This window comes from Thermostichus sp. MS-CIW-34, from assembly GCF_054060435.1.
On sequence record NZ_JBSSDE010000013.1, the window covers coordinates 39,155 to 62,480 of the forward strand.

Sequence of the window (23,326 nt, forward strand, 5' to 3'; positions counted from 1 at the left end):
TTTACGCAAACACCACCGTTTTGTTGTGGTACACCAGCACCCGATTCTCCAGGTGATACCGCACTGCCCGTGCCAGGACTAGGCGTTCCATGTCGCGGCCTTTGCGGACGAGGTCGGCAACGGTATCGCGGTGACTGACCCGCACCACGTCTTGCTCGATGATCGGCCCTTCGTCCAGATCTTCGGTGGCATAGTGGGCAGTCGCGCCGATGATCTTCACCCCCCGTTGATGGGCGCGGTGGTAGGGGTTGGCTCCGGCAAAGGCGGGCAGGGTGGAATGGTGAATGTTGATGACCGGCGGGGCTTGGCGGAGCAGCGACCCACTCAAGACCTGCATGTACTTGGCCAACACCACCAGGTCAATTCGATATTCCTGCAGGAGAGCGAGCTGACGGGCTTCGGCTGCGGCTTTGCCATCTGGAGAAACGGGGATGTGGTAGTAATCGATACCGAAGGAGCGGGCCACCGATTCCAGGTCGGGGTGATTGCTGATGATCAAGGGGATCTCGGCGGGCAGTTCTCCCGCCCTTTGCCGCCAGATCAGATCCAAAAGGCAGTGGCTTTGCTTGCTGGCCCACAACGCAATGCGACGGCGAGTGTCGGAAAAATGCAGTTCCCAGTTGGCTTGGATCCCACGGGCAATACCCGAAAAGGCGGGGACAATTTCCCCTCGCTCCAGTTGGAAGCCCTCCAAGTCCCACTCGATGCGGCTCAAGAACAGTCCTGCCTCGGGATCCGTATGGTGATCGGCGTGAATGATGTTGCCGCCGTAGCTGTAGATGAAGCTGGAGAGCTTGGCTACCAGACCTTTTTGATCAGCTAGAAATTGCAGGAGCCCCGCACTGTACCCGTAGACTCAGTGTCGGGAGGAATGCTATAATCATTCTGCAGACACCAGAAACGGTTGTTCAAGGCACTGGTAACGGTCGATTGGGGCTGCTGTAAACCAGCCCAGAGGCTCGCGGTTGGCTTGCTAGCTGCAGGGCTACTAAAAGCCCGCTCCGTACCGCTTAGACGGTTGGTGTCGGGTAGTTTACGGCAAGATACCAACAGGGTGGCACTGGGCATCGGTAGACAACAGCCTCAACTTTGTGGGGACTGGCCCTCCCCAAGAGCAATCCATTCTCAATCTACCCGGTTGATCTCTTCCAATAGCCAGGGATCCACCGGCTGGCCATCCCAACGCTTCAAGTCGATGCGAATCCACATCGCCGCAGAAGAGCCGGCAGGGGGCAGTTCCTGGTGAAACGAGATCTCATAGTCAGACGGGTTTTGGCCATGCTGCCGCAGCCAGGTCTCCACCTTAGCAGGAGCAAAGTAGGACTGCCCTTGCTCGAACAAGCGCGTAATTTCCAGGCCGAAGCAAAGGGGGTTGAAGCGGGCCATAGGTTAGGCAGCGTCTGCTGTTTGAGCGTCGTCGGCTGCGGATGGGGGGGGAGCCATCTCTGAGGTGGCTGTATCGGCTGTGGCGACCGACTCGGCTTTGGGCTCAGCCGCGGCTGCTGTTCGGGAAGCCTTGGGAGTGGCAGCAGCCGTTGTCCCGCGGCTGGCTTTTTCCAGCTCTTGGGCCTCTTTGTTCAGTTGCGCCTCGAACTCTCTGGAAGCATCCTGCAGGCTGCGCAGGGTTTTGGCCAGCGTGCGACCAATCTCCGGCAGTTTGCGGGGCCCGAAAACCAGAAGAGCCACCGCAAAGATAACCAACATTTCCGGCAGTCCAACACCCAAAAAATTCATGAGCCTCGGCAGAGTACGGTTTGGTCGGGATCCCTTCGCCTCCCTAGAGTGACATTTTCTTGCCGCGGACTGCAAGTAACTGCCGGCTCTCCTCATCCATTCTGATGGCTTTGGTTGGCTCTGGTGTTTTGCTCTCAGCTCATCTGGGCCCACCTCTCCCTGGCCGGCCAAGTCAAAATGGTAGAATTGCATCATTAATCAATGTTCTTCATTGGCCTAGGCTTGCCCATGCTCCAAACCCTACAAAAGCTCCTTGGGGATCCCAACGATCGGAAGATCCGGCAGTACCGTCCTGTCGTCAAGCTGATCAACTCGCTGGAGATTGAGATCGCCTCCCTTTCGGATGCGGAGCTCAAGGCCAAGACCACAGAGTTTCGCCAGCGCTTGGACAGAGGAGAATCTCTGGACGATCTCTTGCCGGAGGCGTTTGCCGTGGTGCGGGAGGCCGCCAAGCGAGTTTTGAACTTGCGCCATTACGACGTACAGCTCATCGGCGGCATGGTGCTGCACGAAGGCCAGATTGCCGAAATGAAAACCGGCGAGGGGAAAACCCTGGTCGCCACCCTGCCCGCCTATCTCAACGGTCTCACCGGGAAAGGGGTTCACATTGTTACCGTCAACGGCTACTTGGCGCGGCGGGACTCGGAGTGGATGGGGCAGGTGCACCGTTTCTTGGGCCTGACGGTCGGTCTAGTGCAAGAGGGCATGTCACCCGAAGAAAAGCGCCGCAGCTACAACTGCGACATTACCTACTGCACCAACAGCGAGCTGGGCTTCGACTACCTGCGGGACAACATGGCCACCGACATCAAAGAGGTGATGCAGCGGCCCTTTAACTACTGCATCATCGACGAGGTGGACTCAATCCTTATCGACGAGGCCCGCACTCCCCTGATCATCTCCGGTCAGGTGGCTCGCCCCTCCGAAAAATACCTGCGGGCAGCCCAGGTGGCGCGGGAGCTGATCCGAGATGAACACTATGAGGTGGATGAAAAAGCCCGCAACGTCATCCTTACCGACGAGGGGTTTGAAGCCGCCGAGCGGTTGCTGGGAGTCTCTGACCTGTTTGATCCCAAGGATCCCTGGGCGCACTTTGTCTTTAACGCGGTGAAGGCCAAAGAGCTCTTCATCAAGGATGTCCACTACATCGTCCGCAATCAAGAGGTGGTGATCGTGGACGAGTTCACCGGGCGGGTGCTCCCCGGCCGCCGCTGGTCTGATGGGCTGCACCAGGCGGTGGAGGCCAAAGAGGGGGTGCCGATTCAAAGCGAGAGCCAAACCCTGGCCACCATCACCTACCAAAACCTTTTTCTGCTCTATCCCAAGCTTTCCGGCATGACGGGCACGGCTCGCACTGAGGAGGCCGAGTTCGGCAAAACCTACAACCTGGAAGTTACGGTGATCCCCACCAACCGACCCATCCGCCGCAAAGATGCCCCCGACTTGGTGTACAAGACCGAAAGGGGCAAGTGGCAAGCGGTTGCCGAGGAAATTGCCCACATGCACGCCCAGGGGCGCCCCGTCCTTGTGGGCACCACCAGCGTGGAAAAATCCGAACGCCTCTCGGCCATGCTCAAGGAAATGGGGATCCCTCACAACCTCCTCAACGCCAAGCCAGAAAACGTGGAGCGGGAGGCGGAGATCATTGCCCAGGCGGGGCGAAAAGGCGCTGTAACCATTGCTACCAACATGGCCGGTCGAGGCACGGACATCATCTTGGGAGGCAATGCGGAGTACATGGCCCGCCTCAAGCTGCGGGAACGGCTGATGCCCAAGCTGGCTCAATTGGACGCCGACAACCCCTTGGGATCCGTTCAGATGGTGGGACGGGGGGGTGGCCAGGGATTTGGTGGGACAGCACCCAAGCCGAAAAAATCCTGGACGGTGGTCTCCCCCAATTTTTACCCCTGTGAGCTGTCGGCCCGCACCAACCAAGCTTTAGACGAAGTGGTGGCAGCAGCCGTGACCAAGTATGGGCTGAACCGTCTGCCAGAGCTGGTGGTGGAGGATCTCATCGCAGTAGCTTCCGAGAAAGCGCCGGTGCAGGATCCGCTAATTTTGCAACTGCGGGAGGTTTACAACAGCATCAAAGCCGAGTACGAAAAAATTACTGAGGCCGAGCACGAAGAGGTGGTGAGGCTGGGGGGCCTGCATGTGATCGGTACGGAGCGCCATGAATCCCGCCGTATCGACAACCAGCTGCGGGGCCGCGCCGGGCGACAAGGGGATCCCGGCTCCTCGCGGTTTTTCCTCAGCTTGGAAGACAACCTGCTCAAGATTTTCGGTGGCGAACGGGTAGCCAAGCTCATGGACATGTTCCGGGTGGAGGAGGATATGCCCATCGAGCACCCGCTCCTGTCGAAGAGCCTGGAAAATGCCCAGCGCAAGGTGGAGGTGTACTACTTTGACCTGCGTAAGCAGGTGTTTGAATACGACGAGGTTCTCAACAACCAGCGGCGGGCCATCTACTCGGAGCGGCGGCGCATCTTGGAGGGGGAGAACCTCAAGACCAAGATCCTTGACTATGTGCGCAAAACCGTCGGCGAGATCGTGCGAGCGCATGTCAACCCAGAGCTGCCCCCGGAAGAGTGGGAAATCGACAAGCTGACCGCCAAGATGCAGGAGTTTGTGCCGCTCCTGAAGCAAAACCTCAAGGTTGAAGACCTGCAGGATCTCTCCTACGAGCAGATCTTGGACTACCTGATCAAGCAGGCAGAACTGGCCTATGAGGCCAAAGAGGCTTTTCTGGATACCTTTGAGCCCGGTTTGATGCGCAAGGCAGAGCGCTTTTTCCTGTTGCAACAGGTGGACACCCTCTGGCGGGAACACCTGCAGCAGATGGAGGCGCTGCGGGAAGCTGTGGGCCTGCGAGGCTACGGTCAGAAGGATCCCCTGATCGAGTACAAGAACGAGGGCTACGAGCTGTTCCTGGAGATGATGGACAACATCCGCCGCAACACGGTGTACAACCTATTCATCTTTACTCCCCAAATTGTGCAAGTGCCCCAGGCATCGCGACCGGCTCCGGCACCCACTGCGGCTGCCAGCCCTGATCCCAGCTCTGCTTCAGGGGTGGTGGAAGCCGATTTCACGGAAGAATAATTGGCGTAGAGAGAAGTCAGCGGGGGAGGAGGATCTGTCGTAATGCCTCTTTCAGTTGTGGGTACTGGAAGGTAAAGCCCATCTGCAAAGCCGCTTGCGGGATCACTTTCTGCCCCGTCAAAACCACTTGAGCTGCCTCGCCCAACAGCAGTTCCAACGCCAGCTCCGGCACAGGCAACCAAGAGGGGCGACCCAAGACCTGGCCTAAGGTTCGGCAAAACTCTTCCATCTGCACCGGGTTGGGAGCGGTGGCGTTGAACACTCCGGATCCCTGCTCCAGCAGGAAGCAGACCAAGCTCACCCAATCCTCGCGGTGGATCCAAGACAGCCATTGTTTGCCGGAGCCGATCGTTCCGCCGATAAAGAACTGAAAGGGGGCCAGCATCTGCCCCAGCGCTCCTCCATCCGGCCCCAACACAATCCCTGTGCGCAGGATGGCCAAACGGATCCCCAACTCCTCAGCCGACCGGGCGGCAGCTTCCCAGGCCTGACAGACTCCTGCCAGAAAATCTTGGGCTGGGGGATCCGTCTCTGTTAAGGGTTCTCCTGCCGGATGGGATCCGTAGTAACCCACCGCCGAGCTGCTGATCATCACCTGGGGCTTTTGGTTGAGGGAGGCGAGGGCTTGGACAAGGGCCTGGGTGGTTTCCACACGGCTACGACGGATTTCTTTTTTCTTGGTCTCTGTCCAGCGAGAAGAAGCCAAAGGCTCTCCGGCCAAGTTGACAATCCCCTCGTACCCTTCCAGGGCGGCTGCCCAGGCTTGCGGTTGGTAGGGATCGTAGGGCAGCAGCTTGAGGTTGGGGGATTCCCCCAAAATGCGGCGGGCCTGCTCCAGGCGGCGGGTCAAGACCAAAACCTGATCCCCTTGCTCCAGCAAACGGGCCACCAAGCGACGCCCGATAAAACCACTTCCACCCGTGATGACAATGCGCATGATGTGGATCCGACTTGCATCTGCACAAGCCCTGTGCCGCCCTTGTCCTTTGAACGGTGCAGAGCCTTTCCGCTATTCGAACCTCTAGCCTAGCGCGTTTCCTGCCCCGCGTTGGCCATTGCCTGGGATCCCGCCATCCGTTTGCTGAGCTTGGCGAAGTGGCAGAGCCCAAGAAAGCCCAAGAATAAAAATGTTTTGCGGCAAAGCGTAAACTACCCGACTCCGACCGCTAAGCGGTACGGAGCGGGCTTTCAGCAGCCCTGAGCCTGCTTTGCTCTACCAGAGAACAAAACAGGCCCGAACCTCTAGGCTGGTTTACGACAGCCCCCAAAAGCGCAATCACATTCGCACCATTAAAGTCCGCATCCCCTTCCCATCCACAGTGTCCACACTTGAACGACTTACCACTGCGGTAGGATTGCGCAGGGTCGGGATGGATGTGCAGGCACTTGTGGCAGGTCTGGCTGGTGTAGGCGGGCGGCACCAGCACCACAGTCACCCCCGCAACTCTCGCCTTGTATTCCAGAAACTGCCTCAGTTGGTAGAACGCCCAACTGTTGGCCCGCCTACGCTCTGTCTTGCTGCGTGGCTGTTGATTGACCCTTTCCCGGATCCCTGTCAGGTCTTCCAGAGCAATAGCGCTGTTTGTCGCCTTTGCCCTAGAGACAATAGCTTTGGAGATGCGATGATTGACCCACACTTGAAAGCGTCTCTCCTTGCCAGACAGCCGTTGCAACAGTTCTCTGCATCTGCGCCGCGAACTGCGTGTGCCCTTACTGGCTTTGCGTTGGAGTGCCGCCCTCAGCTTGGAGTAGTGGTCGCGGACTCTGTTCAGCTGCTGTCCATTCCAGTTGTCCCCTTCTGAGGTATGAGCGATATCCGTCCTGCCCAAGTCCACCCCGATCACCTTGTCGGTATCTTGTTGCTTGGGTGGCTTTTCCTCTACGCAAATCTGGATGTAGTAGGAGCCATCCTTCCGCTGGACTAGGGTGGCCGATTTGGGGTTAGAGCCAGCCAGCATCCCACGCTGGTAGTTACCAATGGCTAGCTCAAAGCGTTCTCTCCCTTCAACCGTGGTCAGCGACACTGTCCGGTCTTTCTCGCGGAACGAGAAGATACGAGCGTCGTAGGTAGCGAACCTACGCTTGAACTCTTTAACTGGACGGTTGCGCTGTCTCGCCACTTTGCGGGCGCCGGCCACCCGTCTGCAGACCTGCTGGGCCAAGTTACTGGACAAGCCGAATCGGGCGCGAATCTCGTAGTAGCAAAGGGACTGCAGTTTGACCGCATTGACGATCTTCTCCGGCGTGTTCTGGTTGACCCAGTTCAGTGCCTGCATAAAGGCATCCATCGTCGCGTCCAATTTAGCGGCTTGCGACTGGGACACCTTGAGCTTGCAGGATATGGTCAGGATTTGGCTCATAAGTTCATTGTACTTCATCAAAGCGCATTCCTCCCAACACTGACCCTACGGGTACAGTGCGGGGCTCCTGCGCTAGTAAGCTGACACACCTGGAAAAATCGGCTTCAATAGGCCCTAGCTGCGCTTCTTGGCAGCAGAGGTGGTTCATCGTCCCCCTATTTTCTTCCCTTCACCCGTGACACCCAAGTCTTCTTCCCGTACCCCGGCTCGCCACGTGTCTATGCGTGCAGAGCAGGTTGCTGGGCCGCGGCTGGACATCTCTGTTGCTCCACGAGTGCATCGCTCCCAAGGGCAGGGATCCCTGGTTCGGGCAGGGTTTCCCTCCTCTCTCCCAATTTCCGGTCGGCGGACGATCCCTGTCCAGCGCTCCCGCCGGCGCGGACGGCAAGAACCCGGCCACGAGCCTCAAGTCTGGGAGATGGCCTGTCACATCGGGGTGAATGTCTTGTTTACGGCGGCTGCCCTCAGTGGTTTGTATCGCCTCTTGCCGGTGCAGTTGGCTCAGCACCACCGGCTCCAGGTTCTGGAGCGGCATATCGAGGTCTTGTCCACTCGGATTTCTCGGCTGCAGGAGGGGGTGGATCGAGGTATGGATCCCTTGCAGCAGGAGGCCCTGATCAAGGAACGGCTGAATCGGGTGCCACGCAATCAAATTCAGGTGCGTTTGGTGGATCCCAGTACCTGGGTGGCGGACGACGAGAAGAACACCCACCCTTCCTGGATCGGGCAGTCCACCCAGCCGTCTGCCAGGCCGTAGGCTGCCTCTGCCTAGGCTTGTTTGAGAAGCAAGGCCACCTCTTTGGCAAAGTAGGTGAGGATGATATCGGCACCGGCCCGCTTCATGGCCAGCAGGGATTCCATCATCACTTTTTTGCCGTCGATCCAGCCTTTTTGTTCGGCGGCTTTGATCATGGCGTACTCGCCGCTGACGTTGTAAGCGGCCACGGGCAGATCCGTCGATTCCTTGACTCGGTAGATGATGTCCAGGTAGGCCAGGGCCGGCTTCACCATCACCATGTCCGCCCCCTCGGCTTCGTCCAGCTCCACTTCCTTGATGGCTTCCCGAGCATTGGCAGGATCCATTTGATAGCTTTTCTTGTCTCCGGATTTGGGCGCGGATCCCAGGGCATCGCGGAAGGGGCCGTAGAAGGCAGAGGCATATTTGGCAGAATAGGCCAGGATCGCCACATCGGTATAGCCTTGGTCGTCCAGGGCCTCCCGAATGGCGCCGACGCGACCATCCATCATGTCCGAGGGGGCCACAATGTCGGTTCCCGCCTCTGCTTGGGAGAGGGCTTGCTTGACCAAAACTTCCACCGTCTCGTCGTTGAGGATCACCCCATCCCGCACAATGCCATCGTGGCCATCGCTGTTGTAGGGATCCAAAGCCACATCGGTTACCACCAAAATCTCGGGAATTTCCTGTTTAATCCGCCGCACCGCCCGCTGGATCAAGCCCTCTGGGTTGAAGCACTCCTGCCCGGTGGGATCCTTTTTCTCTTCCGGCACCACCGGGAACAGGGCCACCGCCGGGATCCCCAGTTGAGCGGCTTCTTCCACCTCCTTTAGCAGCAGGTCTAGGGTGTAGCGGTAGCAGCCGGGCATTGACTCTACTTCCTGCCGCTGGTTCTCCCCCTCCATGACAAACAGGGGATAGATCAGATCCTGCACCCGCAGGTGGGTTTCCTGAACCATCTGGCGGAAGGCCTCTGTGCGCCGCAGCCGACGGGGACGGTAGATCAGGTCTTGGCTCATGGGAGCAGCAGGAAAGAGGGCGTTTCTATTTTGCCATGAGGTCGGTAGGGGCTGAGCTGGTCGTCCGGCGAGAGGCGACATCCGGGGCAGAGGGGAAATGCCGGGCCAGCCAGCGGTGGAGGGTCTCTTTTACCGCTTCGGCTTGGCAGTCGTGTAAAAGATCGTGGCGGGACTGGGGAAAATCGTGGATTTCTCCCTGGGGCAGCCGACGGGCAAAATCCACAGCTCCCGCAGGATTGACGACGATATCGGCGGAGGTGTAAAGCAGCAAAACCGGCAGGCGGAGCCGATGGGCTTGGTCGAGGCAGCGCTGTCCACTGCGCACCAGTTCGGCTGTGAATCTGGCCCGCGTTACACCACACATGTAGGGATCCGCCGCAAAGGCGGCTTGCTGCTCGGGTAGGGAAGTCACCCGCGCTGGCTCGTAGAGGCCAGTTAAGGCCAGCTGGGGAGCAACCCTGTCCAAAACTTGCAGAAGGGCGTGGGTAAAAGGGGTGAAATAGTGGTCGATGCGAAAAGCCGGAGAGATGAGGATCAGGCCCTGCACTTGGTCGGGATGGGCGAGGGCATATTCCGTAACCCAGTTGGCCCCCGCGCTGTACCCGCACCAGATCTGCGGGATCCCTTTCTGCGGCCAAATCTGCTGCGTGATTCTCTCCAGATCGGCTTGATATTGGCTGAAACGGTCGATCCAGCAGCGGATCCCGCCGGAGCGACCAAATCCCCGCATGTCAGGCGCCAAAACCTCCCACCCTTGAGCAGCCAACTCGCCGGCCAAAGGGCAAAACCCGCCGCCGTGATCCCCTTTACCGTGCAAAAGCAACACCCGTCCGCAAGGGGATCCCTGGGGCCAGTGGTGCAGAAAAGCTGGGATCCCATCGGAAAGCAGCAACTCCTGGGGCCGATAGATCCCCGACGAAGGTTGCGGCTGAGCTCCCGACCGCCCATCCAGAGCCTCTAAGTCACCTAACCGATCAAAAGGCATGGGCAAATCCAACACACGTCCGGCAAGACCCGACAAAGCCACAAATCCTATCTTCCTATGTCCCAGTCGCCCGCGAGCGTTGCTGCCGCTGAGGAGTTGCAATCTTTGTTTCCAGCCCAAAATATTTCTTAACAATCTCTGCTCTTGCCGGGGATCCCTAACAGGCCAAGCTTTGCAGCTTTTCCTGAGGGCGTGATGAAAGGAGCTCTCAGGGCGAACTGGGGCCATTTGCGGGAAAAAGGGCCGCTGAGAGGTATGATGTTGTGAAGAAGTTTTGCGGGGTCTCAGGTTGAACGGGATCCCCTCTCTGGGGTGGTTCACCCTTGTTTTACGATTGCCTTATCGCTTCATCAGTTCACTCAGTCGGAAACGGGTTGCTGAAACTATGCTGTTACTGAAAATCTCTGTTTACGCGGTTGTCATCTTTTTTGTGGGGCTTTTTGTGTTTGGTTTTTTGAGCAACGACCCCTCCCGCAACCCCAACCGTCGAGACCTGGAGTAGGGGATCCCGCCTTGGGCAGCTTGCGAACTCCAGTGATAACCGGCTCATCGCTTGAGGGGGCATGCCTCTGGCCCTGTTTTTGTGGAACTCTGCCGGTCGCACCGGCGACGCGGAACGCTAGCCCTGGGGAAATTGACGCCTGTGGAGATCCCTCCGGCGGTGCGGCGACGCAAGCTGCTGCTGGTTAGGGGTTGTGGAAGCAGGAAGAAAGCCGCAGCGGTGAGCAAGATTCAGTCCTTGTTCGGACTTCGGCCCGCTGGTGGGCATTCCCCTCTAGAGTGAGTGGCCTCACCCCAAAACCGGCAACTCTGCTTGCCTACTGGAAGGCGGTAATCAGCAATGTCTGGGATCCGGAGCGATTCTGTTGGTCAAACGCGGTAATCCGGAACTGCCAAACGCCGATGGGATCCCCGAGGGCAACGCGGAAATCGGTACTGAAGCTACAAAAGGTGGCCCCAGGGTTACAGCCGGCCTGCTGTGGGCTGAGGAATTCCCTTTGCACGCGCACGCCGCTGGGGTTGAAAGTTTCCAGCTCGAGGAACTGCGTTGGACGAGCACCGCCGGGCACACTCACCTGCACCGTGAAGGCCGGCGTGGAGGTGCCTACCCGCACCGAGGTGGGCGCATTGATAAACGAAACCGTTGGGCCTTGGGGTGGGGGCAGGATCGAGCCCCCTGAGCTGCCGCCATCTCCACAAGCAGCCAGCCCAGTGGCCAAAAGGCCGGTGGCCAAAAGGGTGAGAGCAGTCCGTTGCATCCCGCAGTTCCTTACGCAAACCCGTCAATCCTCACAAGACTTGACCAGAGTCTGTACCACCGCTTGAGCGGCACAGCTCTAAGTTACTTTTCTAAGTTACTTTCTGCCTCTGCAGCTTGAGAAAAGATGCGCCACGACCCAAATCTGCATGGGCCTTTGTGCAGAGTTGATTCCCTTGCTTCAGAGCAGCAGCAAGCGCCGCAACAGCAACGCTATCACTGCAACAAAGCTGGCCACGATGATCTGTCCCGGCAGAGTATAGCCGGAGTAAAGCCCTATCAACCTCAGCAACTCCCCATTCCAGGGTTGTGTGGCCAAAAGGTAGAGAATCCCGGTCAGGTGAACCAAGGCCAAAGCCACCAAGCTGCCGGATCCCAACTCTTGGAGGCCCACCGGGGAGTCAGGGATCCCTCCTGCCCACCGCTTGGCATCGGCAGCGCGTTGGCGGGCCGGGGGAGAAGGGTAGGGATCCCGTTGCGGAAAAGCAATTGTCCCGCAGGCCCAGGCTCCTGGCAGAAACCCCAGCAAGTAGCCAAAGGCAGGCTGGTATAGGTACTGCCACCCTCCCCCTTGGGCAAACACCTGTAGCCCTGCCAGCCCCAACCCTAGGTAGACGATCTGGGCGCACACCGCCGCCACCGGCCCCGCCAAACAAGCCGTCAGCAACACGCCCCCAATTTGCAGCGAAAAGCTGTATCCCCCCAACCCAGGCAGCTCCGGCGGAAAACTCAAATGGGTCAGGGTGCCCAAAATGGTCAGGATTACCCCAATCGCCGTCCAGAGCCATTCCAGAGGAGTTAAGAGCAGGCCAGACCGCATAACCGGGGGGAAACCCTTACTCTATGCTAAGAGGGGAGACGCGCAAATAGGGTGGGCAAAAGGTGGTCAAGGCAGAGTGGATTGAACTGGCCCAGGCCCTGGCCGATGCTGCCGGAGCGGTGATTCGCCCCCTGTTTCGCGGAGAACTGCAAGCCGAATACAAAGAGGCCCGCTCCCCAATTGTGACGGTGGCCGACCGGGAGGCAGAGCGAGCTATGCGGGCTTTGCTCATGGCCCAAGTGCCAGAACACAGCATCCTTGGCGAAGAGTTTGGTTTTCACCAGACGGGATCCCTCTATACCTGGGTTCTGGATCCCTTGGATGGCACCATCGCCTTTTCCACCGGCAAGCCCACCTTTGCTACTCTGATTGCCCTCTTGGAAGAAGACCGCCCCATTTTGGGCATCATCGATCAGCCGGTGTTGCGGGAACGCTGGCTGGGGGTACGGGGACAGCCCACTCAATGGATAACCCCCTCCCACCGGCAAGCCGTCCGAGCCAAGGCCAACACCGACCTCAGCCGCGCCTACTTGAGCTGTACCACCCCTGATTTGTTCACCCAACCCGACCAACAACGGTGCTTCCAGGGGCTCAGCCAAGCAGTTCACATTACCTCCTATGGGGGCGATGGCTACCAGTACGGCCTGCTGGCCAGCGGCTGTGTGGATCTGGTGATGGAGTGTGGCCTTGCCCTCTACGATTTTGCTGCCCTTGTGCCGGTGATTGAGGGATCCGGTGGCGTGATTACCGATTGGCGAGGGGATCCCTTAACCCGCACCTCCACGGGAGAAGTGTTGGCGGCAGCCAACCCCAGCTTGCATCGACAGGCCCTGGCCGCGATTCAAAAAAGCGGGATCTACCCAGCGAAATAAGCAGGCTCATTGCCAGGTTTCCACTTGATGTTGCAGCCCAGGCTGGGCTTTTGGTCGGGATCGATGGGCTTGCCGGCCAGAAGGTTATCCAGCGCCGCCCGCAAATCTTTGCCCGTCACCGGCACATCGGTCAGGCTGGGACGGCTGTCGTCCAGTTGACCACGATAGACCAACTTGCGATCCGCGTCGAACAAGAAAAAGTCGGGGGTGCAGGCGGCGGTGAAGGCTTTGGCCACCTCTTGGCTTTCGTCGTAACAGAAGGGGAAGGTAAAGCCCAAGGTCTCGGCCATCTTCTTCAAGTTCTCTGGGCTGTCATCCGGGTATTTCTCCACATCGTTGGCGCTGATGGCTACAATGCCGACGCCGCGATCCTTGTAATCTCTGCCAAGGCGGGCCAGCTCCTCTTGCACGTGCTTCACATAGGGACAGTGCTGGCAGATGAACATCACCAGCAGGGCCGGCTTGTCGGCAAAGGTGGAGAGGGAGATGGTTTGGCCGCTCACCACATCCGGCAGGCTGAAGTCAGGGGCTGGGGTGCCCAAAGGCAGCATGGTTGAGGGGGTACGGGCCATAACAAACCTCCGGCGTAAGGTTTCCTCAATCATTGTGGATCATCCTGCCCCCCCAGGAGCCGTCGCAAGGGGAGCTCGCCGGCAAACGGGAGCGCCAGAAGGGATCCCAAGCAGGCCGGGGACAGCTTTTACAATTGGATAAGGTTGGCAACACGATTGTTGGAGAGCTGAGCCTTGAGCACCGCCGTCTTACCTGCTGCTCCTTTGGTGGATACTCACGTCCACCTCAATTACCCCGATTTTGCCGCGGATCTGCCCCAGGTGGCCGAGCGCTGGCGTCAGACGGGGATCCGGCGTTTGGTGCATTCTTGTGTAACACCAGCAGAATTCCCCCAGTTGCAGGCCATTGCCGACCAGTATCCGGAAGTATTTTTGTCGGTGGGGCTGCACCCTTTGGAGGCGGGCCAGTGGCAGCCCGATTTGGCCGAAAAGATCGCCCACCTGGCCGCCAGCGACGAGCGAGTGGTGGCTATCGGGGAGACGGGCCTGGATTTCTACAAGTCCAACCCGGCGGATATCGAGCGGCAAAAAGAATCCTTCTGGGCCCAGATTGCCATTGCCCAAGCCCAGGATTTGGCGTTGATCGTCCATTGCCGCGAGGCGGCAGCAGCCACCTACGCCATCCTCAAGGAGGCCATGGCCACGGGGGGGCCAGTGCGGGCGGTGATGCATTGCTGGAGCGGATCCCCGGAGGAGACGCGGCTGTTTGTCGAGCTGGGCTGCTTCATTAGCTTCAGCGGCATTGTTACTTTCAAGAATGCCGAGACTGTCCGCCGGTCGGCCTTGGAGGTGCCCCTATCCCAGCTTTTGGTGGAAACCGATTGCCCTTTTCTGGCTCCCACCCCCTTCCGCGGCAAACGCAATGAGCCGGCCTATGTGCAGCGGGTGGCCCAAACCTTGGCGGAGCTGTTGGGAATCCCACCGGAAAAACTGGCAGAAGAAACCAGCCAAAATGCCGCTCGCCTGTTTCAGCTGCCTCTCCTCTAGCTCTGCTTTCCGAGGGCGCGGGTGAGCCGTAGGCCATTCCCGACCCTAGATCTCACCCGATCTCAGGCGATTCCAACCCGGGAAACCCTGAGTTACCATTTTTAACTTTTTCTTTAACTTTTCTTTTGAACTCCGACTGCTCTTCTCAAAGGCATCCTATGCTGGAAAAAAGGGATGTATTTTTAGGTACTTTCCGCTAATTCCAGGGGCTAGGGGCTTGTAACTATGGATACTGAAACGTGGGCTGCCGCAGCTCGACCCAGCCGAGATGCCCTCATCAACCGCATCACCCACCAGATTCGGCAATCCCTGGAGCTGGAGGAAATCCTCAAGGCAACAGCGGAAGAGATACGGTCTTTTCTGGAAACGGATCGGGTGAAGGTTTACCGCTTTGATCCCGAAGGTCACGGAACGGTGGTGGCGGAAGCACGAGGCGGGGAGCGGCTGCCCTCGCTCTTGGGGCTGACTTTTCCGGCAGGGGACATTCCCGAGGAGGCGCGGCGGTTGTTTCGCCTAGCTCAGGTGCGGGTGATTGTGGATGTGGAGGCGCAGAGCCGTTCCATCAGCCAGCCGGAGTCTTGGGGGTTGTCTGCTAGGGTTCCTCTGGGCGAGCCGCTGCAGCGGCCCGTGGATCCCTGCCATGTTCACTATTTGAAATCCATGGGGGTGGCCTCTTCCTTGGTGGTTCCCCTGATGCATCACCAGGAGCTATGGGGGCTGTTGGTCTCCCATCATGCTGAGCCTCGTCCCTACTCCCAAGAAGAGCTGCAGGTGGTGCAGTTGCTGGCGGATCAAGTTTCCATTGCCATTGCTCAGGCGGAATTGCTGGAGCAGGCGCGGCAGAAGGCGCAGCAGGAACGCCTCATCAACCAAATTGCTGCTCTAGTTTACTCGCCCCTGCACCCGGAGACGACCTTGACCACGGTGCTGGAGCAGCTTGCTGCCGGTTTGCAGGGGATCGGGGCACGGCTGCGGATCCACTTTATGGGCTCAGATACCCTCTGTTGTCATGGCGTGCAACCCCCGGCCAGCTACGACACCTGGCTACAGGAGCAGCTCGGAAGGGCCGGAGGAGCGGGGGGCTGGGTCAAGATGTGGTCGCTCTCCCACTTGGAGAAATGGCCGGAGCTGCAAGAGCAGATGAAGCAGACACCCATTCGTGGCCTGCTGGTGGCCCAGCTCGCCTGGAATGACCAGCCGGTGGGCTGGCTGAGCGTGTTTCGCGGGGCCGTTTACCAAGAAACCCACTGGGCGGGCTACCGTTGGTTTACCCAGGGGGATCCCAGACAAAAATTGCCTCTCATCTCTTTTGCCGCCTGGCGAGAGCTGAAAATTGACGAGGCCAAAGCCTGGTCACCCTCGGAGCTGGAGCTGATGGGCCGGGTTGGGGTGCATCTAGCCCTGTCCATCACGCAAAATCAGCTTTACCGGCAACTGCAAACCCTGAACGCCCGTCTGGAGCAGGAGGTGCGGGAGCGGACGGCAGCCCTGCAGCGCTCTTTGGAGATGGATGCTCTCCTGAAGCGGGTCACCGACCAGGTGCGGGATAGCTTGGACGAGGCCCAGATCCTGCGGGCAGTGGTGCAGGAGTTGGCTCTGGGGTTGCCCATTCAAGGTTGCGATCTCTGTCTCTACGATTGGGCATCTGGCCAGGCGACGGTGCGCTATGAATACACCTCTGCTCTACCACCTGCCGGTGGGATCACCCTGACCTTGGCCGACTACCCCGATCTCTACCGGCACCTGCAAGAGGGTCAAGCGATGCAATTCTGCCACTTGCCTGGGCAGGGCTGGATCCCCCGCCGGGAAGGGCTGACCCTGCTGGTGTGCCCGCTGCGGGATGACCAAGGGGTGCTGGGGGATCTCTGGCTGGCGAAGCCGGCAGCCGAGTGCTTTGATGAACTGGAGGTGCAGGTGGTGCAGCAGGTGGCGGATCACTGCGCCATTGCCATCCGCCAGGCCCGCCTCTACCAGGCTTCTGTGCAGCAAATTGGTGAGCTGGAGCGCCTCAACCGCCTCAAAGATGATTTTTTGAGCACCGTCTCCCATGAGCTGCGCACCCCCATCACCAACATGAAGATGGCCATCCAACTGCTGAAAACCGCCCGCGCCCCCCAAAAACGAGAGCAATATCTCAAGATTTTGGAGCAGGAGTGTGAGCGGGAGGCGGAATTGGTGAACGACCTGCTGGATCTGCAGCGGTTGGAGCAGGGATCCAAAACGCTCCATCTGGAAGAAGTGCCGCTGGCAACCTGGCTGCCCAGCGTGCTGGAGCCGTTTCTACAGCGGGCCCAGGCCAACCAGCAACGGTTGCAGTGGCAGATTGCGCCAAATGTGGGCAAGGTGCTCACCGATCAAGGTGGCCTGGAGCGGGTGGTGCAGGAGCTGGTCAACAACGCCTGCAAGTATACTCCCCCAGGGTGCAGCATCTGGGTAACGGCGCAGCGGCCCGGCCCGCAGCAGGTGGAAATTCGGGTGATCAACGAGGGAGTAGAAATTCCCCACAGCGAGTGGGAGCGCATCTTCGAGAAGTTTTACCGCATTCCCAGCGGGGATCCCTGGAAGCGGGGCGGCACCGGCCTGGGCCTGGCTTTGGTCAAGCAGTGGATGCAGCGGCTGGGGGGCAGCGTCTCGGTGGAGAGCTCTCAAGGCAAAACCTGCTTTACCCTGGTGCTGCCGCAGGGATCCCTGCCTGTGCAGACCTCACCCCTAGCCCACAACTGTGCCTAGCCACATGAGCAATGCCCACTCAGAAGCGTTGCGTTTGGCCGCCGAGCAGTTTAACCGGGGGAAATTTTACGCCTGCCACGACACCCTAGAGGCCCTGTGGATGGAGGCAGTGGATCCAGAGCGGCGCTTCTACCAGGGGCTTTTGCAAACCGCCGTGGCCTACTATCACCTGCAAAACGGCAACCGCCGCGGCTGCATGATCCTGTTGGGGGAGGCCAACCGCAAGCTGGCGGACTTTCTGCCCACCTACGCTGGATGGGATGTGCAAGCCCTGTGGCAGGCTAACCAGGGCATCCTGCGGCATCTTTCTCAACTGCAACCCCAGGATCCCCTGCCTTACCTGGCCATCCCCACCCTGAGTTGGGTTGAAGACTGACCTGAGCAGGCCCAACAGCGGCGCTAGCGCTTGGAGCGACGGGCTTTGCGCTCAACTTCGTTGCGTCGCCGCCGATCCCGCCAGTCGATGAAGGTAATGTAGCCAACGCCCAGGGTTACGGCTGTCAACAGCAAAAAGATGCTTCCGTAGGCGATGCGGGCGACCAAGGGAAGATCGGTTTCCATGGTGTGAGCGGGGGTAACCCCGTCAATATCGGCGGCAGGAACAACAAGATGAATGCAAGATGGATGTGAGGCTCAATCCAGGCATGACAAATTACATGCCGTTGCGCCCCCAGACCACCAGGGCAATGGAAAGAACGAAGAAGGTGGGGACGGCAATCCAGCCAAGGGTGATGATGTCCATAGGTCCAGCCCAGCTAAAGAGGGGTTATCTCGAGGTGATCCCATTTTACGAGAGGAGATCCCTTGTCAACGGACATCTACGAACACCTGTTTTCAGCTAGAAATCGCAGGAGCCCCGCACTGTACCGTAGGGTCAGTGCCGGGAGGAATGCGCTTTGATGAAGTACAATGAACTTATGAGCCAAGTCCTGATCGTCTCCTGTAAGCTCAAGGCGTCCCAGTCGCAAGCCGCCAAATTGGACGCGACGATGGAGGCTTTTGGCCAAGCCTTGAACTGGGTCAACCAGAACACGCCGGAGAAGATCGTCAACGCGGTCAAACTGCAATCCCTTTGCTACTACGAGATTCGAGCCCGATTCGGCTTGTCCAGCAACTTGGCCCAGCAGGTGTGCAGACGGGTGGCCGGCGCCCGCAAAGCGGCGAGACAGCGTAACCGTCCAGTTAAAGAGTTCAAGCGTGGGTTCGTTACCTACGATGCACGTATCTTTTCATTCCGCGAGAAAGACTGGACGGTGTCGCTGACCACGGTTGAAGGGAGAGAACGCTTTGAGCTAGCCATTGGTAACTACCAGAGGGGAATGCTGGCTGGCTCTAACCCCAAATCGGCCACCCTAGTCCAGCGGAAGGATGGCTCCTACTACATCCAGATTTGCGTAGAGAAAAAACCACCCAAGCAACAAGATACCGACAAGGTGATCGGGGTGGACTTGGGAAGGACAGATATTGCCCATACATCGGAAGGAGATAACTGGAATGGACAGCAGTTGAACAGAGTCCGCGACCACTACTCCCGGTTGAGGGCGGCACTCCAACGCAAAGCCAGTAAGGGCACCCGCAGTTCGCGGCGCAGATGCAGAGAACTGCTGCAACGGCTGTCTGGCAAGGAGAGACGTTTTCAGGCGTGGGTCAATCATCGCATCTCCAAAGCTATTGTCTCTAGGGCAAAGGCGACAAATAGCGCTCTTGCTCTGGAAGACTTGACAGGGATCCGGGAGCGCATCAACCAACAACCCCGCAGTAAAACTGAACGGCGCAGGGCCAACAGTTGGGCGTTTTATCAACTCCGTCAATTTTTGGAGTACAAGGCTCTGCGTGCAGGGGTTGCTTTGATTCTGGTGCCGCCTGCCTACACGTCGCAGACCTGCCACCGGTGTTTGCACATTCATCCCGACCCTGCGCAATCCTACCGCAGTGGAAAGAAGTTTAAGTGTGGACACTGTGGATGGGAAGGGGATGCGGATTTGAATGGTGCGAATGTGATTGCGCTTTTGGGGGCTGCTGTAAACCAGCCTAGAGGTTCGTGGTTGGCTTGCCAACTGCAGGGCTACCGAAAGCCCGCCCTGTACTGCGAAGTAGTCAGGGTCGGGTAGTTTACTTCAAGCTGGCTACAGTGGAGTTAAATCTGAAACGTCTGAGCCAAACGAGGTGGGATCCGATGGTACTGGACACATTGCCGCTGGTTGCCGCTGTAGCCATCGCCATTTTTATGCTGGTTTTTTGGGTGCGGGTGGTTCGAGAGGCCATCTGGACAACGGTGGGGATTGTAATCATCTTGGCCGTGTTGTACGTGGTCTTTAGAATTGGCCCGCGGCAGGTGCTGCAGGAGTTGCGGGATCCCTTTGCCCTTCTAGAACAGGTTTGGCAGGTGATCGTCGGTTGGTTCCAGGCCCTTCTCCCCTAGAGTTCGTTATCTGCTATACAGTTCCCTGATACAATAGAAAACACAGGGGGGCAGCCTATTGGAACTGCTGGCGAATGGTTTGTCCAGTCAAAAATCGATTCCCTCTCCGGTTTCCGCACTGCTCTACAGCACCTACGCGACTGAAGTTCTCGCCATGCCTTCTGACCCTGAATGGGATCCCCAAGACCCCACCCCAGAAGATGGGATCCCCATTCCTGCTGGCGTCAGCGGGACGGAGTCCTCAGACATCCAGGTGGAGGTGGAGGATTTGGGGGAGCGCCGCCGCCAAGTGCGAGGTCGCGTCCTGATTCCGGTGGAGCGGCAGCAGGTCTGGCAGGTTTTGACCGACTACGACCATCTGGCGGAGTTTATTCCCAACTTGGTGGAAAGTCGCGTCATTGGCCGTGAGAATGGCCGCACACTGGTACGTCAAGTGGGATCCCAAAAGGTTTTATTTGCCCAATTTTCTGCTGCGGTGGTGCTGGCTATCGAGGAGATCTTTCCTCAGCAGCTTCGCTTCCAAAAAACACAAGGGGATTTTCTTATCTTCGAGGGGTTTTGGGATCTGGCCGATTGGTCGGCCCATCAAACCTTGCTCACCTACCACCTGCAGGTCAAGCCTCCCCGCAGAATGCCTGTCGGTCTGGTGGAACGCCGCATTTGCCAAGATTTGGCCCTGAACTTACAAGCCATTCGGGAGCGCTGCCTGAGTTTGTCGGATCATTCCAAGCCCGTTTGAGGCGTGCCCAATAGGTACCTCGTTCCCCAAGCGCTCCGCGCCGCTGACGCGACCACTCTCAGCCCTTCTGCCAAAGAAGAGGGGGGCTGGGGAACAGCTTTATTGCCATTTGTGGGATTTGATATTCGAGCTGGAATTTGCCAGGTGGATCCCAGAGGCAAAGTGGGCCGGTGGTCCTTCACCTTTCGAGTCTCAAGCAGCGATCGAGGGCTGTCCTTGGGTGTGTGGGTGCGCTATCGGCAGGGTGAAGTGGAAGGCACTGCCCTGATTGATCCCCCCCGATTCTGCCCAGATGCGCCCCCCCATGGCCTCAATGATCAGTCGGCAAATGGCTAGCCCCAAGCCCGTCCCACCCACCGAGCGCCGCAGGGATCCCTCTGCTTGATAAAACCGCTCGAAGATGGCTTGCAACCGGTCTGGCTCAATGCCGCGCCCGGTGTCGGCAACAGTGAACTTCACCATCGCCCCCGTCGATCCACCGGCTGGTGGCTCCACTTCTGCCCGAATCCAGATCCGTCCGGTGGAAGGGGTAAATTTGCAGGCATTGTCCAGCAGCTTACGCAACACCTCCACCAGCCACTCCCCATCCGCCCTAACCATTGGCAGCCGTTTGGGCAGCACCTGCTCGATGGTGGGCAAGTCTTCGTGCCGCCGTCGCGCTTTGACATTGCTCAGGGCCAGCTCCACACATTCTTGAGCAGACAACGGCTCGATATGCCAGCGAACGCGACCACTTTCCAGCTTGGAGAGGGTGAGAAAGTCCTGCACCAACTCCCGCAGCCGATCGGCATCTTGCAGGGCTGTGTTCAACATTTCCTGGCGCATCTCCAGGGGCATGTCGGGGTCGCTGGCCAAAGACTCCAAACACACCTGAATGGTGGACAGCGGGGTGCGCAGCTCGTGTCCGGTCACGGCAATCAGCTCTGATTTGGCCTGATCCAGAGCTGCCAACTGGCGATTGAGCTCTTCTAGGTGCTGATAGGCTTCTGCCTGCAAGAGGGCTACCCCCACTTGGTTGGCAATGGCTTCTGCCAACTCCAGAGTGGCCGGCTGCCAGCGGTGAGGGTGTTCGTGGTGTAGCTCCAATAGGCCCAGCAACCGCCCTTGATAGAGAATCGGCATGGCCACCCAAGCCCGAATTTGGGCCCGCTGCCACAGCTCCGGCACTCGCTGCAGGCGGGGATCCTTTTGGGTATCCTCGCAGCACACCGCTTGTGCCGAGGCTACTGCCTCCCGCAAAAAAGGGTTGCTGGGAAGAGGCCACAGGGATCCCTTAAGGCTGCCCATCGTTAGGGTGCGGTACTCCTGCTCAATCTGAACAGCAGGGGCCTGGCCATCGTAACGGTAGATCAAACATCGCCCCACCTCTGCCACCTGCCCCAGCTCCTGCACAGCAATTGCCAAAATCTCGCCGGGATCCAAAGACTGGCGAATGGCACTGCTGATGCGGTTGATCAGATGCTCTTTGCGCTCTTGCGCCCGAATGGTGCGGTAGGCCCGCTGCAGCTTGTATTGCCCTGCCTGGAGATAGGTGATCAGCCGCTCGGTAAAGGGGCCTGGATTCAGTTGGCTGGCGGAGTTTTGCGGGGATCCCTTGAGGTACTGGCGAAGGGGCTCAAGGCGAGGTTCCAGATCCGGTCGGTAACTGAGGATCTTGGGCAACAGGGCCAAAGCCGCTTGGACTGTAATCTGACGATCAAATGACCAGATCCCATCAAATTGGCGAGCTGCATCCATATCGCTGCTTTGCCAAGGACGCTCCCGCTGCATCTGCAAGCGTTCTCGACACACGAGGCAGGTGGCATAGTGGGCATCGATGACGATCAAGTGCCACTCCTGCACCAAGGGATCCTCTGGATCCAAGGGAATGGTGTGGTAGGGCAGGTCTGTCTGAGCAAAATCCTTTTCTGGGGTCGCCAACACAAACACGTCTTGGGCCATTGCGCTGATGCGCTGGTAGCGCCGTGCCTCCTGGCGGTAGTAGCGCTCCTTTTGAAAGTTAGCGAATACCCACGGGGATCCCTGCCCTTGCAGCACCTGATCCTCAATGGCGTGGCTGAGGGCAACCAAAGAGGATTTGAAATACAGTTGTGGGCGCAGGTGCGGCAAAGCCTGCAGCAGATCGCTCAATAGGGAGGTACGACTCTGGCGAAGGTAAGATCTAGAGCGGGTGGAGGCCATAACCCTACTGGCAAGCACAGATCACAGGCAGTACAGGGACACTTAACCCCAGAGAAGGAGGCTCGCAGTCTAGGTTTAGTCTAACGGTTGGGATCCCGCGGCGGAGGGAGCTTCATAAGGCGCAAGATCCAGCTAGCCCAAACTAAGAGATATAAAGTTTACGAAGTTATATGTAAGTCAGCCAAATGTCGGGATCCCGGTACAGCCAAGAGGACGTGCAGCAGATCCTCCAGCGGGCCATTGCCCGCCAGCCACGCCTGGGCGAGTTCACCCGCTCCCAACTGCAGGAGATGGCTGCCGAACTGGGGATCTCCCCCCAAGAGCTGGACTTGGCCGAGCAGGAATGGAAGGCCTGGCAAGAGCTGAACAGCCAACACCGAGAATTCCAGCGCTACCGCCGTCGGCAGTTTTACCAACTGCTGGGCCGCTATGGAATTGTCAACAGCTTTTTGCTGGGCTTAGACTGGCTCTCCGGTGGAGGGCTATCTTGGTCGCTGTTTATACTCATGGGGTGGGGCTTGACCGTTGCCCTCAAGGGCTGGAACGCCTACCAAACGGAGGGTGAACGCTACGAGAAAGAGTTTCGCCAATGGCAGAAGAAACGCCAGAAAGATCTCCGCCGCAAGTAAGCGCAGCCCACCCAAGAAGCCCGTCTCGCTGATGGAAATGGATTTCTCTCCAGACCTTGACTGGGGAGAGGTGCTATCATAGGCTTCCGGCATCAGTGAATGCCTGTGCGGGCGTAGTTTAATGGTAAAACCGCAGTCTTCCAAACTGCTGTTGTCGGTTCGATTCCGTCCGCCCGCTTC

At 58.6% G+C, this 23,326-nt stretch carries 24 protein-coding genes and 1 tRNA gene; 12 read left to right on the forward strand and 13 right to left on the reverse strand.

Going from position 1 to position 23,326, the window contains the following annotated elements; all coding sequences use genetic code 11:
• Position 1: 1 nt before the first annotated feature.
• From purU to ACVWYY_RS06465, 3 genes are all read right to left on the reverse strand, one after another.
• Positions 2 to 832 (reverse strand): formyltetrahydrofolate deformylase, encoded by an 831-nt coding sequence (gene purU / locus ACVWYY_RS06455; RefSeq protein WP_457439965.1) that lies wholly within the window; start codon positions 830 to 832, stop codon positions 2 to 4.
• 293 nt (positions 833 to 1,125) lie between these two features.
• A complete protein-coding gene (locus ACVWYY_RS06460; protein ID WP_414409269.1) occupies positions 1,126 to 1,386 on the reverse strand; it encodes a hypothetical protein in 261 nt (86 codons plus the stop codon).
• Positions 1,387 to 1,389: 3 nt separating this feature from the next.
• Entirely contained in the window at positions 1,390 to 1,704 is a 315-nt protein-coding gene (locus tag ACVWYY_RS06465) for a TatA/E family twin arginine-targeting protein translocase (RefSeq protein ID WP_457439937.1), read from the reverse strand.
• A gap of 258 nt (positions 1,705 to 1,962) precedes the next feature.
• On the opposite strand from ACVWYY_RS06465, the gene secA reads away from it, so the two are divergent.
• Positions 1,963 to 4,836 carry a preprotein translocase subunit SecA gene (secA, locus tag ACVWYY_RS06470; RefSeq protein ID WP_457384269.1) on the forward strand — a complete coding sequence of 958 codons (2,874 nt, stop codon included), beginning with the start codon at positions 1,963 to 1,965 and terminating at the stop codon, positions 4,834 to 4,836.
• A 16-nt stretch (positions 4,837 to 4,852) separates the two neighbouring features.
• Here secA and thyD read toward each other — a convergent pair whose 3' ends face one another.
• Together thyD and ACVWYY_RS06480 are read right to left on the reverse strand one after the other, a co-directional pair.
• Positions 4,853 to 5,773, reverse strand: a complete 921-nt coding sequence (thyD, locus tag ACVWYY_RS06475) for a thylakoid membrane protein ThyD (protein WP_457439939.1) — start codon at positions 5,771 to 5,773, stop codon at positions 4,853 to 4,855.
• Positions 5,774 to 6,002: 229 nt separating this feature from the next.
• The gene (locus tag ACVWYY_RS06480) at positions 6,003 to 7,196 is read right to left on the reverse strand and encodes an RNA-guided endonuclease InsQ/TnpB family protein (RefSeq protein WP_457439941.1); all 1,194 of its coding nucleotides are present in this window, start codon (positions 7,194 to 7,196) and stop codon (positions 6,003 to 6,005) included.
• 175 nt (positions 7,197 to 7,371) lie between these two features.
• Here ACVWYY_RS06480 and ACVWYY_RS06485 point away from each other — a divergent pair, with 175 nt between their 5' ends.
• On the forward strand, positions 7,372 to 7,953 hold the full coding sequence (locus ACVWYY_RS06485) for a slr1601 family putative cell division protein (protein ID WP_011434018.1): 582 nt from the start codon (positions 7,372 to 7,374) through the stop codon (positions 7,951 to 7,953).
• A gap of 11 nt (positions 7,954 to 7,964) precedes the next feature.
• On the opposite strand, the gene hemB is transcribed toward ACVWYY_RS06485, so the two are convergent.
• Together hemB and ACVWYY_RS06495 are read right to left on the reverse strand one after the other, a co-directional pair.
• Positions 7,965 to 8,951 carry a porphobilinogen synthase gene (gene hemB, locus ACVWYY_RS06490; RefSeq protein ID WP_414344721.1) on the reverse strand — a complete coding sequence of 329 codons (987 nt, stop codon included), beginning with the start codon at positions 8,949 to 8,951 and terminating at the stop codon, positions 7,965 to 7,967.
• 25 nt (positions 8,952 to 8,976) lie between these two features.
• The gene (locus tag ACVWYY_RS06495) at positions 8,977 to 9,936 is read right to left on the reverse strand and encodes an alpha/beta hydrolase (RefSeq protein ID WP_457439943.1); all 960 of its coding nucleotides are present in this window, start codon (positions 9,934 to 9,936) and stop codon (positions 8,977 to 8,979) included.
• A 385-nt stretch (positions 9,937 to 10,321) separates the two neighbouring features.
• On the opposite strand from ACVWYY_RS06495, the gene ACVWYY_RS06500 reads away from it, so the two are divergent.
• Positions 10,322 to 10,438: a photosystem II reaction center protein I gene (locus ACVWYY_RS06500; RefSeq protein WP_011434021.1), complete on the forward strand. Its 117-nt coding sequence runs from the start codon at positions 10,322 to 10,324 to the stop codon at positions 10,436 to 10,438.
• Between the two features lie 316 nt (positions 10,439 to 10,754).
• Here ACVWYY_RS06500 and ACVWYY_RS06505 read toward each other — a convergent pair whose 3' ends face one another.
• Together ACVWYY_RS06505 and ACVWYY_RS06510 are read right to left on the reverse strand one after the other, a co-directional pair.
• Entirely contained in the window at positions 10,755 to 11,195 is a 441-nt protein-coding gene (locus ACVWYY_RS06505; protein ID WP_414522501.1) for a hypothetical protein, read from the reverse strand.
• Positions 11,196 to 11,375: 180 nt separating this feature from the next.
• The gene (locus ACVWYY_RS06510) at positions 11,376 to 12,014 is read right to left on the reverse strand and encodes a biotin transporter BioY (RefSeq protein WP_457403075.1); all 639 of its coding nucleotides are present in this window, start codon (positions 12,012 to 12,014) and stop codon (positions 11,376 to 11,378) included.
• 62 nt (positions 12,015 to 12,076) lie between these two features.
• On the opposite strand from ACVWYY_RS06510, the gene ACVWYY_RS06515 reads away from it, so the two are divergent.
• On the forward strand, positions 12,077 to 12,886 hold the full coding sequence (locus tag ACVWYY_RS06515; RefSeq protein WP_041436751.1) for an inositol monophosphatase family protein: 810 nt from the start codon (positions 12,077 to 12,079) through the stop codon (positions 12,884 to 12,886).
• Here ACVWYY_RS06515 and ACVWYY_RS06520 read toward each other — a convergent pair.
• Positions 12,871 to 13,458 carry a thioredoxin family protein gene (locus ACVWYY_RS06520; protein WP_414407619.1) on the reverse strand — a complete coding sequence of 196 codons (588 nt, stop codon included), beginning with the start codon at positions 13,456 to 13,458 and terminating at the stop codon, positions 12,871 to 12,873. The two genes, ACVWYY_RS06515 and ACVWYY_RS06520, sit on opposite strands and share 16 nt — an antisense overlap.
• A gap of 207 nt (positions 13,459 to 13,665) precedes the next feature.
• Here ACVWYY_RS06520 and ACVWYY_RS06525 point away from each other — a divergent pair, with 207 nt between their 5' ends.
• From ACVWYY_RS06525 to ACVWYY_RS06535, 3 genes are all read left to right on the forward strand, one after another.
• Positions 13,666 to 14,445 carry a TatD family hydrolase gene (locus ACVWYY_RS06525; RefSeq protein WP_457393310.1) on the forward strand — a complete coding sequence of 260 codons (780 nt, stop codon included), beginning with the start codon at positions 13,666 to 13,668 and terminating at the stop codon, positions 14,443 to 14,445.
• 225 nt (positions 14,446 to 14,670) lie between these two features.
• Positions 14,671 to 17,175, forward strand: coding sequence for a sensor histidine kinase (locus tag ACVWYY_RS06530; protein WP_457439945.1), 2,505 nt, complete (start codon positions 14,671 to 14,673; stop codon positions 17,173 to 17,175).
• Entirely contained in the window at positions 17,168 to 17,551 is a 384-nt protein-coding gene (locus tag ACVWYY_RS06535; protein WP_457439947.1) for a DUF309 domain-containing protein, read from the forward strand. The genes ACVWYY_RS06530 and ACVWYY_RS06535 overlap by 8 nt, the downstream gene beginning before the upstream one ends.
• Positions 17,552 to 17,574: 23 nt before the next feature.
• On the opposite strand, the gene ACVWYY_RS06540 is transcribed toward ACVWYY_RS06535, so the two are convergent.
• Positions 17,575 to 17,736 carry a hypothetical protein gene (locus ACVWYY_RS06540; RefSeq protein WP_011434030.1) on the reverse strand — a complete coding sequence of 54 codons (162 nt, stop codon included), beginning with the start codon at positions 17,734 to 17,736 and terminating at the stop codon, positions 17,575 to 17,577.
• A gap of 91 nt (positions 17,737 to 17,827) precedes the next feature.
• Complete coding sequence (locus ACVWYY_RS06545) at positions 17,828 to 17,917, reverse strand: cytochrome b6-f complex subunit PetN (RefSeq protein ID WP_244349857.1); 90 nt, start codon at positions 17,915 to 17,917, stop codon at positions 17,828 to 17,830.
• Positions 17,918 to 18,092: 175 nt separating this feature from the next.
• Between ACVWYY_RS06545 and ACVWYY_RS06550 the strand changes: the two genes are divergently transcribed.
• From ACVWYY_RS06550 to ACVWYY_RS06560, 3 genes are all read left to right on the forward strand, one after another.
• On the forward strand, positions 18,093 to 19,286 hold the full coding sequence (locus tag ACVWYY_RS06550) for an RNA-guided endonuclease InsQ/TnpB family protein (RefSeq protein WP_457439949.1): 1,194 nt from the start codon (positions 18,093 to 18,095) through the stop codon (positions 19,284 to 19,286).
• Between the two features lie 65 nt (positions 19,287 to 19,351).
• Entirely contained in the window at positions 19,352 to 19,597 is a 246-nt protein-coding gene (locus ACVWYY_RS06555) for a hypothetical protein (RefSeq protein ID WP_049749597.1), read from the forward strand.
• Between the two features lie 154 nt (positions 19,598 to 19,751).
• Positions 19,752 to 20,336 carry an SRPBCC family protein gene (locus ACVWYY_RS06560; protein WP_414342286.1) on the forward strand — a complete coding sequence of 195 codons (585 nt, stop codon included), beginning with the start codon at positions 19,752 to 19,754 and terminating at the stop codon, positions 20,334 to 20,336.
• A gap of 192 nt (positions 20,337 to 20,528) precedes the next feature.
• On the opposite strand, the gene ACVWYY_RS06565 is transcribed toward ACVWYY_RS06560, so the two are convergent.
• Positions 20,529 to 22,517 (reverse strand): DICT sensory domain-containing protein, encoded by a 1,989-nt coding sequence (locus ACVWYY_RS06565; RefSeq protein ID WP_457439951.1) that lies wholly within the window; start codon positions 22,515 to 22,517, stop codon positions 20,529 to 20,531.
• 185 nt (positions 22,518 to 22,702) lie between these two features.
• On the opposite strand from ACVWYY_RS06565, the gene ACVWYY_RS06570 reads away from it, so the two are divergent.
• Positions 22,703 to 23,146, forward strand: a complete 444-nt coding sequence (locus ACVWYY_RS06570) for a 2TM domain-containing protein (protein WP_457439953.1) — start codon at positions 22,703 to 22,705, stop codon at positions 23,144 to 23,146.
• A 107-nt stretch (positions 23,147 to 23,253) separates the two neighbouring features.
• Positions 23,254 to 23,324, forward strand: a tRNA-Gly gene (locus ACVWYY_RS06575).
• Positions 23,325 to 23,326 lie beyond the last annotated feature (2 nt).